We start from the raw sequence: 12,701 nt of genomic DNA, 5'->3' as shown, positions 1-12,701 counted from the left end.
GTCGGCCGGCGGAGCCGCGGTACGCTTGCCCCGTGCTTTCCAAGGACCTGATCCGCCTCTACCCCGAGCTGTACCACGTGGCAGCGGATGGGTCGTGGCCGTCGATCGAGCGGCACGGACTGCTCAGCACGGCCGCGCTGGTCACCCGATGGGGCGTGCGGCAGGGGGCACCGCAGGCCGCGATCCTCACCAAGCGGCGTGGCGAGTCGCTGGAGCTGGAACATCCGGACTACGGCACCGCCGTCATCCGGCACCAGAAGGCGATTCACGAGTCCTCGCTGGCGGCCGCGCTGGAAGACCTCTCCCCCAGCGAGTGGTACACGATGCTCAACGACCGGGTGTTCTTCTTCCTGCAGAAGCCGCGGCTGAACGAGCTGCTCGCCGCGCGCTCCTACCGGGACGACGCCCACACCGTGATCACGGTGGACACCCGCAGCCTGGTCACCGCGCACGAGGCCGACATCGAGCTCACCAGCGTGAACACCGGCTTCGCGCAGCGATTCAGCGCCGAGCCGCGCGGACGGGACAGCTTCCAGTCGATCGAGGAATTCGCGCATCCGACCCGGTCGCACGCCTCGACCAAGGTGGTGGATGTTGCCGAACTCGCCGTGTATCGCGGGGTGCGCGACATCACCAAGCACGTGAAGCGCGTCGAGCGCATGCGCGAGGGCACGGTGCTCGAGCGCTTCGTCTAGCCGCGCGGCATCCCGCCTGACTGTTCCCGTTCCGGACAATTGCGCCCGGCGCACCGGGCACAATTGTCCGCATCGGCAACAGTTGCAGGGCAGGTCAGGCGGCGGGGGCGACCGACGGCTCCAGGCCGTTGCGGCGGGCGACCTCGCCGAGCCAGCTGGCGCTGGGCTTGGGGGTACGCGCGAAGGTCTGCTTGTCCCAGCCGATCAGGCCGAAGGTGGGTGCGAAGCCGGAGGCCCACTCGTAGTTGTCCAGCGCCGACCAGTGCAGGTAGCCGAGCAGGTCGATGCCGTCCTCGATGCAGGAGTGCAGGCCCTCGAGGGCGCCCTGGGTGTAGGCGATGCGGCGGCTGTCGTCCTGGGTGGCGATGCCGTTCTCGGTGACCATCACGGGCACGTGGTCGGTCAGCTCCCAGGCGGCGCGCACACCGATGCCGGCGGCCGGCGGGAAGAACTCCCAGCCGGTGAGGGTGGTCTCCACGCCCTGGGCGACGGGCCGGGGGCCCTCCGGTCCGATGAAGGTGCGGGTGTACGCCTGCACGCCCACGAAGTCGTCACCCTTCACGTTCTCCAGGTACCAGTCCTCGCGCGGGTGGCCGTACTCCGCGAGCTTCTCCGCTGCGCCCTCCTCGTCCACGGCCACGAAGGCCTGGGTGGCGACGGTCCAGCCGGTCTTGAGGTGCGGTACCTGGCTGAGCACCTCGCGGGAGCGCTGGTGCGAGAGCAGCAGGGCATCCGCCACCTGCAGGTCAGGGTTGGCGAGGCCGTGCGCCACCAGGTTGGCGGCGTCCTCTCCGCCGGCGAGCATCGCGGCGATATTGGGCTCGTTGATGGTGCAGACGTAGTTGACGCCCGCGGCCACGACGGGCAGGGCGAGCTCGGTGTACCGGGCGAACAGGTCGGCGGCATCGGGAGCCCGCCAGAAGCCGTCGTTCTCGAACCAGCGCGGCACCGTGAAGTGCATCAGGGTCACGATCGGCTCGATGCCGAACTCGTGGCAGGTATCGACCATCCGACGGTAGTGGTCCACGGCCGAGCGGGACGCGAAGCCGCGCTCCGGCTCGATGCGGGACCACTCGATGCTGAACCGGTAGGAATCCAGGCCCAGGTCGGCGAGCAGCTTGATGTCCTCGCGGTAGCGGTGGAAGCTGTCGGCGGCGTCACCGGACGGTTCGACCATGGTGGTGCCATGAGCGTGTTCCTTGGGCCACCAGTTGCTGTTGACGTTGTTGCCCTCGATCTGGTGGGCGGCGGTCGCGGCGCCCCAGAGGAAGCCGTGGGGGAAAGTGAGCATGGAGGATCTCCTTGGGTAGCGGTGGTGCGGTGTAAAAGACGAAAGATCAGCTGGTGGATGCCCAGAAATCGTTGAGCATCGCGGCGGTGAAGCCGGGATTGTCGAGGTTGGGCAGGTGCCCGGCCTGCGGGATCACCCGGTACTGAGCGCCGAGTTGCTCGGCCATCAGTCGCTGCGACGGAATCGGCCAGGCGTCGTCGCTGTCGCCGTGCGCGACCAGGGTGGGCACCGCGCTGGCCCGCACGGCGTCGGTGGTGTCGGGGGTGCTGTCCAGGATGCGGGCACCGCCGAGGATGTTGTCGACCGAGGAGGCGATCAGGCGGTCGCGCACGAAGACGTCGTCCGCGGTGAGCGGGCTGCCCTCCGGGTGGTCGAGCGCCCAGACCGCCAGGGTGCCGTGCTCGGCCACCAGGGCGGCATTCGCCGCATGCACCCCGGCCCGGCCGCCGGGACCGGAGCAGAGCATGGTGAGGTCGGCGAACTGGGCCGCGCTCTGCTCCTGGGAGATGCTGTGCAGCAGCGCGGCCCGGGCGACGAGGCCGCCCAGGCTGTGGCCGACCAGGTGCACCGCACCGCCCGCGCCGATCTCGTGCGCGACCGTGACGGCATCCGCCGCGAAGTCCTCGAGCCGGTAGTTCTCGATGCCCGCCGGCGCGGCCGAGTCGGCCTGGCCGCGCTGGCTGTAGCTCACGGCCTCCCAGCCGTGCGCCGCGATCAGCGGCAGCAGCAGCCTGAAGTCCTCCTTGGAGCCGGTGAAGCCGGGCACCAGCAGGGCCACGCCGCGGCGCGGGCCCGCGGGCAGCACCCGGAACGCCGTGAGTGGCCCGGCCGCGGTGTCGACGGTGAAGTGCTCGAGCTCGGGAGCCAGGGCGAGGGTACCGAAGGGAGCGGTCACGCGACGACCTTGCGCGGGTTGGGGATCGCATCCAGCAGCCGGATCGTGTAGTCGTCCTGCGGGTTGCGCAGCACGTCGGCCGTGTTGCCGGTCTCGACCACCGCTCCCCCGTTGAGCACCATGATGTTGTCGGTGACCACCCGGGCCGAGAGCAGGTCGTGGGTGATGTAGAGCAGGCTCACCCCCCACTGTTCGCGCAGGTCCTCGAGCAGGGCGAGCACGCCGGCGCGCAGCGACACGTCGAGCATCGAGACGGGCTCGTCGGCGATGATCACCTGGGGGTCGCTGGCCAGCGCCCTGGCGATGACCACACGCTGGCGCTGCCCGCCGGAGAGCTGGTGCGGCAGCTTGGCCGCGAACTCCTCCACCGGGCTCAGGCCCACGATGTCGAGCAGTTCCAGCACCCGGCGGCGGGCGTCGGTGCCGTGCAGCCCGGTGAAGTTGATCACCGGCCGGGTGAGCGCGTACTCCACGGTGTGCAGCGGGTTCAGGGCGGAGTACGGGTCCTGGAACACCATCTGCACGTCGCGGTGCAGCCGGCGGAAGTGCCGCCGGTTCAGCGAGCCCACGTCGAGGTCACCGAAACGGATGCGGCCGCTGGTGGGCTTCTCCACCGCCGTGATGAGCTTGGCGATGGTGGATTTGCCCGAGCCGGAGGCCCCGACCAGCGCCAGCGCGGCACCGGGTTCGAGGGTGAACGACACGTTGTCAACGGCGCGCACCGGCGCCTCGCCGCGGCGCGGGGCCGGGTAGATCTTCGAGACGTTCTCGACGATCATGGCGTGCTGGTCGGCCCGACGGGTGCGCGGCGAGACCGTGGGCGTGTGGGTGGCAGCCTCCGTGCGCGAAGCCCCCTCCGCCTTGCGCTGCTGCCGGTCGGCGAAACCGGGCAGCTCTACCACCTCGGCCCGCGGGTCGGCGTAGTGCGAGAGCAGCATCCGGGTGTAGTCGGCCTGCGGGTTCTCCAGGATCTGCCGGGCCGGGGCATCCTCGACGATGCGGCCCTCGTGCATCACCATCACCCGCTGGGCGGATTCGAGAACGATGCCCAGGTCGTGGCTGATCAGGATGGCGGTGAAGTTCTCGCTCTTCTGCAGCTCGATGATGGTGTTCATCACGGCGTGCTGCACCAGGACATCGAGCGCCGTGGTGGGCTCGTCGAACACCATCAGTTCGGGTTCCAGCGAGAGCGCCAGGGCGATGGAGACCCGCTGGCGCATGCCACCGGAGAGCTCGCCCGGGAACCTGTCGAGCACCTGCGGGGTCAGTTCGACCTTGCCGATCAGCTCGGTGGCCCGGGCGGTCCAGCGGGAGCGGTCGACGTGCCCGTGGGCGCGGAAGATGTCGACGAAGTGATTGCGGATGCTGCGCACGGGGTTCAGCGCGTTCATGCCGGACTGCAGCACCATGGCGATGCCGCCGTGGCGTTGCTCGCGCAGCTGCTCGGCGTCCAGGCTGGCGATGTCCTTGCCTCCGAAGAGGATGCGGCCCTTCTCTATGTGCGCCGGCGGCCTGCTCAGCCCGGTGAGCGCGAAGCCGAGGGTGGACTTGCCCGAGCCGGACTCCCCCACCAGGCCGACGAACTCGCCGTGGGCCAGGCGGAAGGACACGTTCTGCACGGCCTTGGTGGCGCCGGCGCCGTAGCCGTAGTGCACCGACAGGTCGTGCACCTCGAGCAGGGTCGTGTTGGCGGCGGGCGGGGTCTGTGCGTACGGTGCGGGGGTCATCGCTTGGTTCCTTCCCGGAGGCGCGGATTGCTGATGCCGTCGACGCCGAAGTTGATGAGGGTGAGGGAGGTGGCCAGCAGCGCGATGCAGAGGCCGGGGGCGAACAGCAGTGCCCACTGGCCGGTGAGCAGGGCGTTGGAGTTCTGGGCCCAGAAGAGCATCGTGCCCCAGCTCACCACCGTGGAGTCGCCCAGGCCGAGGAATTCGAGGCCGGCTTCGGCGAGGATCGCCGCGGTGGCGGCGCCGAAGAAGTTGCCCACGATGAGTGAGGTCATGTTCGGCAGGATCTCCCGGAACACGATGCGGAACGGCCGTTCGCCGCTGAATACCGCCGCCGTGACGAAGTCGCGGGAGCGCAGCGACTGGGTCTGGCTGCGTAGCACCCGGGCGCCCCATGCCCAGCCGGTGATCACGACGACCACGATGATCATGCCGATGCCGCCGCCGGAGAGGTACGCGGCGATGACGATCATCAGCGGCAGGCCGGGGATGACGAGGAACAGGTTGACGATGAAGTTGATCACGTCGGCGCCGAACCCGCGCACGTAGCCCCAGCTGAGCCCGATCAGCACGGCGATGATGGTGGAGAGCAGGCCGGCGACGAGGCCGACGAAGATACTCACCTGGGCGCCGTAGAGCAGCTGGCTCAGCACGTCTTCACCGGCGGCGGTGGTGCCCAGCCAGTGCGCGGCGCTGCCGTCTGCGCTGCGCTCGAAGCCCGTCTCGCTGGCACCGTACGGCGCGATCAGCGGGGCGAAGATCGCGAGCAGCACGAAAAGGGCGAGCATGACGAGGCCGATGCGGGCCTTGCCGTTGCTCCACACCGTGGAGGCGACGCGGACGACGACCTTCCAGGCGGAGGGGGCCTCGCCGATCGATGTGATCGGTGCGCGAATGGCAGCGGTTGTGGGGGGCAGTGAGGTTGTCATCGTCGGGTCCTCGGGTCCAGCACGCCGTACAAAATGTCGACGAGGAAGTTGGCGATGAGCACGCTCACGGTGATCATCAGGAAGAGTGCCTGCATGAGCGGGTAGTCCTGGTTGGTGACGGCGTTGAAGAGCAGGTAGCCGATACCGGGGTAGCCGAAGACCTGTTCCACCAGGATCGAGCCGCCCACGACACCGCCGAGGGCCAGGCCGAAGGAGGTGAGGTTGGGCAGGATGGCGTTTCGCGCCGCGTAGCGGAGGGCGATGGTGCGGGGCTTGAGCCCGTTCGCCTCCGCGAAGGTCACGTAGTCGTCGCCGAGGGTGGAGATCATGGTGTTGCGCATACCGAGGATCCAGCCGCCGAGTGAGGTGATCAGGATCGTCAGCGCCGGCAGCACCCCGTGGTAGAGCGCATCGCCGAGGAACTCGAACGAGAGGTTCGGCTCGGCCGTGGGGCCGTAAGCGCCGGAGGTTGGGAAGAGCCTCAGCACGTAGCCGGCAAAGAAGAGCAGCAGGAGAGCCGTCCAGAAGTACGGGAAGGCGCTCATGAACGAGCCCACCAGGGTGGGCACGCTGTCGAGCCAGGTGCCGCGCTTCCACGCCGCCAGCACGCCGAGCAGGGTGCCGAGGACGAACGCGACCACGGTCACCAGGCCCACCAACACGAGCGTGTACGGCAGCGCGGCCGAGACCAGCTCCCCGACGCTCTGCGGGTAGAAGGTGTACGAGATGCCGAAGTCCAGCGTGACCACCTGATGCAGGTAGGCCAGGTACTGCTCGAAGATGTTGCCGGTGGGCACACCGAGCTGGGCCTCGATGGCGGCCTTGGTGGCCTCGGAGACGGGGCCGTTCTGGGCGAGCTTGGCCAGCGCGGCATCCGCCGGCGTGCCGGGCATCAGCCGCGGCAGCAGGAAGTTGACCGTGACGGCCGCCCACAGGGTGAGGGCGAACAGGCCGAGCTTGCGGGCCACGAAGCCCAGGGACGTGGCCAACGGGTTCGGCGCGTGCGCCGCAGCCGTGGGGCCGGGCCCCGTTGGAGTGCGGCTCTCGGCGCCGCGGGGCGCCGCCGTGGTGCTAGTCATCATTGACCTTCTTCAGATTTGTGAGAACGAGAAGCGGAGTGGACTCGTAGGTCTTGGGCGAGGCGTACGGTTCGTCGGCGCTGGGCCAACCGGTGAATTTCGCGTTGCTGAACAGGCCCCAGGAGCCGCCGTAGTAGAGGCTGATGGAGGGGATCTGGTCGTAGACGACCTGCTGCAGCTGGTTGGCCAGGTCGGCCTGCACCACGGGGTCCAGCGCCACCTTGTAGTCGGCGAGGATCTCGTCGACTGCCGGGTCACTGAAGCGCTCGAAGTTGTTGCTGGCCTCCTCGCCGACGGGCTTGACCCATTCGCTGGAGAGCAGGTTGTTGAAGTCGCGGAAGGTGTTGCCGGTGCCGCCGGTGCCGCCCATGGCGAAGTCGTACTCGCCGTTGCGGAGAGCCAGGGTGTAGGCGGCCGGCTGCGGGGACTCGACCTTGACATCGACGCCGATCGCGCCCCACTGCTTCTGCACCTCCTGCACACCCTTGAGCCAGTCGTTGTAGTAGGCCGCGGTGGTGATGGTCAGGCTGAGCTGGGCGCCGGAGGCGTCGAGCAGCTTGCCGCCCTGCTGGGTGTAGCCGGCGGCGGCGAAGTACTCCAGTGCCTTGGCGGTGTCCTGGGTGATCAGGCCGGAGTCGGGGATCTCGGGGTTGAGCACATCGGCCTGGTTGGGCAGCAGGATGTTGGTCTGGCCGGCCGGGTCCATGTAGCCCTCGGCGGCGGCGTCACCGACCATGCCGCGGTCCAGCGCCGTGGACAGCCCCTGGCGCACGTTGACGTCGTTGAACGGCGCCTTGGTGAGGTTGGGGAACAGGGCGATGGTGCCGCCCGGCGGGAACCAGTAGGTGTTCTGGTTGCCGGCATCCACCCAGGCGCCCTCGACATCGCTGATGAAGGAGTAGGCCCAGTCGTAGCCCTTGGTGGCCACATCGAGCTGGGTGTTCGTGGCCGGCAGGATCAGGTGCTCGGCCGCGACGGTGTCGGCCTGCCAGTAGTCCTGGTTCTTGTCCACGGCGTACTGCTGCGGCGCGAAGTTGCCCAGCGTGTACGGGCCGGTGCCGACGGGGTCGGGGTTCCGCCAGGTGGTGGGGTCCTCCACGTCCGCCCAGATGTGCTCGGGCACGATCAGGGTGGTCGAGGCGATCAGCTGGGCGGCGGGCACATCCGGTGCGGCGAGGTGCACGGTCACGGTGTCCTCGCCTACCTCGAAGGTGTCGATGTAGCTCCAGATACCCTGCAGGTCCAGGGACGGGTTGTCCTTGAGGAGCTGGAAGGTGAAGCCCACGTCGGCGGCGGTGAAGGCCTCGCCGTCGGACCAGGTCACGCCCTGGCGGATGTCGAAGACGATCGTGGACGGGTCCGGCTGGGTGTAGCCGGTGGAGAGCCACGGGTGCTCTTCGGCGTTGAGGTTGTCGAGCACGATCAGCGGCTCGTACATGTAGAACGCCGCGACCCGTTTGTTGATCATGAACGGGTTGAAGTTCTTCTCGAACAGCGGTGAACCGTTGTCGGCCGCGACGAGCATGGTGTCGTCGGGAATGGACGGGTCCGGCGCGCTCTGGATCTGGATACTGCAGGCTGCGAGGGTGGAGGCCGCGACCGCAAGAGCCACTGCGGCGATCGTTCGGCGGAGAGGCCCTGATCGGGGCCGAGAACGAGTGGGTTGCATCATTACTACCGGGTTTCCTCAGTCATCGTTGAGCTGATCGCGTCGGGGAGGCGCGAGATCTGACTAGAGTGTATGCGCATACATTGCGGGAAAGCAAGCACCGGTTTTTCTCGCGGCGATGCCCGGCCCGGTCAGACGCGAGGGCAACTCTCCCGCAGCACGACCTCGACCGGCAGGGTGAACGCCTGCGGTTCCAGGTTCGGGTCGTCGAGCCTGGCCGTGATGGCATGCACGGCCGCACGGCCCAGCTCCACCATCGGCTGGTGCACCGTGGTCAGCCTCGGCCGGGAATGCCGGCCGGCCGTGATGCCGTCAAAGCCCGTGACCAGCACATCCTCCGGCACCCTGATGCCGCGCTGTTCGAGCACGTCCAACACGCCCAGGGCGGTTTCGTCATTGGAGCAGAGGATCGCGCGGGGCCGTTCCGCGGCGAGGATCCGCGCGGCCGTGGCCCGGCCGCCGTCCCGGGTGAAGTCGCTGCGCAGGATGCGCACGCTGCCTTCGGCGACCCCGGAGTCGGCGAGGGCGTTGCGGAACCCGGTCAGCCGTTCCGCGTCGTCGGGGGAATCGGTGGGTCCGGCGATGTAGACCACGTCGCGCACGCCATGGTCCTGCAGCACGTAGTTGGCCAGGGTGCGCATCCCGGGGCCGTTGCTCGCGCTCACGTGGTCGAAGTCGTCGGCGCGCTGGGCACCGGCCAGAATCACCACGGGGATGCGGCGGGCCACGTAGGCGAGCAGCTCGTCGGGCACGGTACGGGCGAGCACGGCGAGGCCGTCCACCCGGCCGGCGATGTCGGTGACCAGGGCTTCGCGGCTCGAGCCGCGCCCCGCGGCCACCATCAGGGCGAAGCCGCGGCGCCAGGCCTCGATCTCGGCACCGCGGAGCACCTCGTCGAAGTAGAGGTTCTCGGTGTCGGAGGCGGTGTCGGAGTCGTCGTCGACGATCGGCACGGTGTCTCCGCGCACCGAGTCGACGGGCTGGTCCGGCACGGTCTCGTCATGGCCGGGGAAGAACAGTCCGATCACGTTGGTACGCCGGGCGGCCAGGCCCCTGGCCGCGGCGCTGGGCACGTAGCCGAGTTCCGTCACGGCGGCGAGCACGCGCTCCCTGGTGTGCTCGCGCACCGCAGCCGGCGAGCGCAGCACACGGGAGACCGTCGCGATCGAGACGCCGGAGCGTTCGGCGACGTCGTAGACGGTGGGTGCTTTCGCCACGTCGTCGTCTCCTCGCGTCCGTCCCGCTGCGGTGCCGCCGCTGCTGCGGGGCGTCCTGCCATCGTACGGCGGCTCTTGTTCCCGTTACGGACAATTGCGCCCGGCGCACCGGGCACAATTGTCCGCTTGGGCAACAGTTGCAGCCGCGGAGGCGACTCAGACGCCCTCCCGGGCCTCCAGCCAGCCGGTGTGCACGGCTTCGAGGAAGGCCTCGTAGTCCTTCTCGTTCTGGTCGGCATACCGGTTGGAGAAGTCGGTGACCGCGCGGTCGAACGTGTCGCTCTTTCCGAGGTACGCCGCGATCGCGACGGGGTCGCCCGACCTGGCGTGGGCCCGGGCCAGGGTCCAGCCGCAGGCATGCGCGTAGAAAGTCATCCCCATCGGCACCATCGCCTCCACGATCGCCGAGCCCTTCATGTCACGCAGCTGACGCCAGTACAGGTACCGGTCGGCCTGCACTCCCTTGGTCCAGCCCAGGAAGATGTCGCTGGCGGCCTGCATCATCCGCTGCCCCTGCACCACCCGCTCCCCCGGCTGCTCGTAGACGCTCTTGGGCAGGTGGTCCTCGAGCACGGATGCCGTGGCCTCCTTCACCTGCAGGAACAACGGGTCCTGCTCGTCGCGGCCCTGCAGCAGGGCGATGAACGCCCGGTTGCCGACGCTGCCGACGCCCACCACCTTGTGGGCCACATCCACCACCTCGAAGCGTTCGAGCAGCCGGCGCCGGTCGTCCTGCAGGCTCTCGCGGTACGACCTGAGCTGTTCCAGGACGGCCGCCTGCACATCGTCCGATGACAGGCCGAGGGACTCCGCGAGATCGCGGACCGGAATGACGATCGGCGGTTGGCTGATGATCCGGTACTGGCCGTCGACGAGCTCGGCGAGCTTGGACAGAGCCTGCATGCTGTCGCGGGAGCGTGCTTTCGCGGCGTTCTTCAGCGCGGTCTTCTCCAGCCCCTTGGCCGCCTTCCGCGCCGCCTTGTCCGTCTGGGTGGCCCTGGCCATGTCCATGGCCTTGAGCATCTCCTGCTCGGTCATCCGGGCATACCAGATGTCCATGGTGCGCATCGCGGCGAACTGAGCCATCCCCTCCCGATACGAGCGCACGGCTTCCAGCGTCACGCTCCGGATGTCCGCGGCGCTGAACCCGTTGTTGCGGGCCGCGATCGTGAAGCTCGCCGTCATGCGCAGTACGTCGTATTCGAAGGGACCGGGCAGGGTCTCATCGAAGTCGTTGAGGTCGAAGAGCAGGTTGCGCTCCGGCGACGCGAACACGCCGAAGTTGGAGAGATGGGCGTCACCGCAGAGCTGGACGATGAGTCCGGCGCGCGGGGTGTCTTTGAGGTCGGTCGCCATGATCTTGGCGGCACCGCGGTAGAAGGTGAACGGCGAGACCATCATCCGCCCGTGCCGCACCGGCACCAGATCGGGCACCCGGGTGCGATTCTGCTCCTCGATCAGAGCGACGGGGTCGGGGCGGTCGGCGGCCGGCTCCCACCCGTTGTGGCTGGCGCGGGGGGTCTCGGCTCGGGCCGCCTTGCCTCGTGCGGCGCGGGCGACCACGTTCGGGTGCTCGACGATGTGGGGCGCGTCGGTCCGGCGCTCGGCGCTGGAACGCGTGGTGGACGGCTTCTTGGCGGGCGCTTTCTTGACGGGCGCTTTCTTCGCGGTCGGCTTCTTCGCGGTCGCGTTCCTGACGGGCGCCTTCTTCGTGGTCGGTTTCTTCGCGAGCGCTGCCTTGACGGGCGCTTTCTTCGCAGGCGCTTTCTTCGCGGGCGCTTTGTTTGCCATGGTGGCGGCTCCTCTGTGGACGACGCTGGAGCCCTCGCGAGCGGCGAAACCCACCGGCGGGCGGAGAGACCCTGTGAAGGGTCCACGATTGCCCGGGCGTCCGCGGCTGTCAATGCCCGTCGAGGCGAAAAGTGGTCAGCCGGTGGGCCTCCCCACTATGACGGCAGGGGCTCGACGGTGGCGCCCTCGCCGGGGATACCGACGTCCCGCAGCACTGGATGCTTCGCGCCGGCCGGCCACTCCCGGTAGCGCCGAAAGGCCAGCGGCAGACCTCGCGCGACAGACAGGTCCGGGCTGTCCATCACCTGCAGATGCAGGTGCGGTTGGGTCGAGTTGCCGGAATTCCCGCATTCGGCCAGAGGGTGCCCCGGGGCTACGGTGTCTCCCGGACGAACGCGAACGGAACCGGCCCGCAGATGCACGAGAGCCAGAAACCCGGCACCCCCGACCAGTTCGATGACGATGTGATTGCCCGCGATGGCTCCCACGCCGGCCCGGAGCCGCGCCGCCTGGCCCAGGGCGTATGGCACGAGCGCCAGCTGGGATCGCCGGGCGGGGTGGTCGACCTCGCCGTCGAACGCCTCGACGACGACGCCGGCGGCCGGTGCCAGGATCGCCCGACCGAAGGCGAAGAACCGCTCCGGCGGTTCGGTGCCCACGTAGGTGCCCCAGTCGCGGTGGGCGGCCGTGCGCCCGCGATCATCCACCCCGGTGAAGTCGATCGCGTAGCGCTCGCCGAGCAGGTCGGTGCCATGGCTCGGCACCCGTCGGGCCGGGCTGTTGCCCGCCAGCCACCGGCCCGCGAACGGCAGGGCGAGAACGACCGAGCCGCGCGCCGGTGGCTGGTTAGCTGGCGGCCTGCTCACGGCGCGGCAGGACCCAGCCCGGCCGCACGAAGTGGCAGGTGTAGCCGTTGGGGTAGTTCTGCAGGTAGTCCTGGTGCTCGGGCTCGGCCAACCAGAAGTCGCCGACCGGCTCCACCTCGGTCACGACGGGGCCGGGCCAGATACCGGATGCGTCGACATCCGCGATGGTGTCGCGGGCGACGCGCTCCTGCTCGGCATCCGCGAAGAAGATCGCCGAACGGTAGCTGCGGCCACGGTCGTTGCCCTGGCGGTCCTTCGTCGACGGGTCGTGGATCTGGAAGAAGAACTCCAGCAGCTCCCGGAAGCTGGTGCGCTCGGGGTCGAAGGTGATCTCGATCGCCTCGGCGTGGTCGCCGTGGTTGCGGTAGGTGGCGTTGGGGGTGTCGCCGCCGGTGTAGCCCACCCGGGTGGAGAGAACGCCCTCGCGCTTCCGCACGAGTTCCTCGACGCCCCAGAAACAGCCGCCGGCCAGTGTCGCCTTCTCAGTGGTTGTGCTCATCGTGTGGCCTCCTGTTCGTGAAACTAGCTGCGGAGAGTCTCCG

General features: G+C 69.0%; 11 protein-coding genes. 1 reads left to right on the top strand and 10 read right to left on the bottom strand.

Translation table 11 applies throughout. The features are described 5' to 3' along the window. Window positions 1-32: 32 nt before the first annotated feature. Window positions 33-695 carry a DUF7002 family protein gene (locus tag RCH12_RS06040; RefSeq protein ID WP_103429725.1) on the top strand — a complete coding sequence of 221 codons (663 nt, stop codon included), beginning with the start codon at window positions 33-35 and terminating at the stop codon, window positions 693-695. A gap of 94 nt (window positions 696-789) precedes the next feature. On the opposite strand, the gene RCH12_RS06035 is transcribed toward RCH12_RS06040, so the two are convergent. The 10 genes from RCH12_RS06035 to msrA all read right to left on the bottom strand — a co-directional run bounded on the left by RCH12_RS06035 (window position 790) and on the right by msrA (window position 12,658). Next, on the bottom strand, window positions 790-1,986 hold the full coding sequence (locus tag RCH12_RS06035; protein ID WP_327016324.1) for a glycoside hydrolase family 1 protein: 1,197 nt from the start codon (window positions 1,984-1,986) through the stop codon (window positions 790-792). Between the two features lie 46 nt (window positions 1,987-2,032). Continuing rightward, on the bottom strand, window positions 2,033-2,881 hold the full coding sequence (locus RCH12_RS06030; RefSeq protein WP_327016323.1) for an alpha/beta fold hydrolase: 849 nt from the start codon (window positions 2,879-2,881) through the stop codon (window positions 2,033-2,035). Further along, window positions 2,878-4,608, bottom strand: a complete 1,731-nt coding sequence (locus tag RCH12_RS06025) for an ABC transporter ATP-binding protein (protein WP_327016322.1) — start codon at window positions 4,606-4,608, stop codon at window positions 2,878-2,880. Before RCH12_RS06025 ends, RCH12_RS06030 begins: the two co-directional genes overlap by 4 nt. After that, window positions 4,605-5,537, bottom strand: coding sequence for an ABC transporter permease (locus RCH12_RS06020; RefSeq protein WP_103429729.1), 933 nt, complete (start codon window positions 5,535-5,537; stop codon window positions 4,605-4,607). The genes RCH12_RS06025 and RCH12_RS06020 overlap by 4 nt, the downstream gene beginning before the upstream one ends. Continuing rightward, window positions 5,534-6,616, bottom strand: a complete 1,083-nt coding sequence (locus RCH12_RS06015) for an ABC transporter permease (protein WP_442784559.1) — start codon at window positions 6,614-6,616, stop codon at window positions 5,534-5,536. Before RCH12_RS06015 ends, RCH12_RS06020 begins: the two co-directional genes overlap by 4 nt. After that, complete coding sequence (locus tag RCH12_RS06010; RefSeq protein WP_327016321.1) at window positions 6,609-8,228, bottom strand: ABC transporter substrate-binding protein; 1,620 nt, start codon at window positions 8,226-8,228, stop codon at window positions 6,609-6,611. The genes RCH12_RS06015 and RCH12_RS06010 overlap by 8 nt, the downstream gene beginning before the upstream one ends. Window positions 8,229-8,416: 188 nt before the next feature. Next, window positions 8,417-9,502 carry a LacI family DNA-binding transcriptional regulator gene (locus RCH12_RS06005; protein WP_327016320.1) on the bottom strand — a complete coding sequence of 362 codons (1,086 nt, stop codon included), beginning with the start codon at window positions 9,500-9,502 and terminating at the stop codon, window positions 8,417-8,419. Between the two features lie 156 nt (window positions 9,503-9,658). Then, a complete protein-coding gene (locus tag RCH12_RS06000) occupies window positions 9,659-11,293 on the bottom strand; it encodes a DUF2252 domain-containing protein (protein WP_103429731.1) in 1,635 nt (544 codons plus the stop codon). A gap of 155 nt (window positions 11,294-11,448) precedes the next feature. After that, on the bottom strand, window positions 11,449-12,159 hold the full coding sequence (locus RCH12_RS05995; RefSeq protein WP_327016319.1) for a M23 family metallopeptidase: 711 nt from the start codon (window positions 12,157-12,159) through the stop codon (window positions 11,449-11,451). Then, the gene (gene msrA, locus RCH12_RS05990) at window positions 12,140-12,658 is read right to left on the bottom strand and encodes a peptide-methionine (S)-S-oxide reductase MsrA (protein WP_103429733.1); all 519 of its coding nucleotides are present in this window, start codon (window positions 12,656-12,658) and stop codon (window positions 12,140-12,142) included. The genes RCH12_RS05995 and msrA overlap by 20 nt, the downstream gene beginning before the upstream one ends. Between the last annotated feature and the right edge of the window lie 43 nt (window positions 12,659-12,701).

The organism is Cryobacterium sp. MP_3.1 (genome assembly GCF_035984795.1).
Classification (GTDB): Bacteria; Actinomycetota; Actinomycetes; order Actinomycetales; family Microbacteriaceae; genus Cryobacterium; species Cryobacterium zongtaii.
The sequence above is the reverse complement of the archived record's forward strand: the minus strand, read 5'-3'. Positions and strand labels throughout refer to the sequence as shown.

Bases quoted from the DNA above. Each gene is read 5' to 3' on its own strand.
- RCH12_RS06035 (WP_327016324.1), bottom strand. From the start codon at position 1,986: ATGCTCACTTTCCCCCACGGCTTCCTCTGGGGCGCCGCGACCGCCGCC.
- RCH12_RS06025 (WP_327016322.1), bottom strand. From the start codon at position 4,608: ATGACCCCCGCACCGTACGCACAGACCCCGCCCGCCGCCAACACGACC.
- RCH12_RS06020 (WP_103429729.1), bottom strand. From the start codon at position 5,537: ATGACAACCTCACTGCCCCCCACAACCGCTGCCATTCGCGCACCGATC.
- RCH12_RS06015 (WP_442784559.1), bottom strand. From the start codon at position 6,616: ATGACTAGCACCACGGCGGCGCCCCGCGGCGCCGAGAGCCGCACTCCA.
- RCH12_RS06000 (WP_103429731.1), bottom strand. From the start codon at position 11,293: ATGGCAAACAAAGCGCCCGCGAAGAAAGCGCCTGCGAAGAAAGCGCCC.
- msrA (WP_103429733.1), bottom strand. From the start codon at position 12,658: ATGAGCACAACCACTGAGAAGGCGACACTGGCCGGCGGCTGTTTCTGG.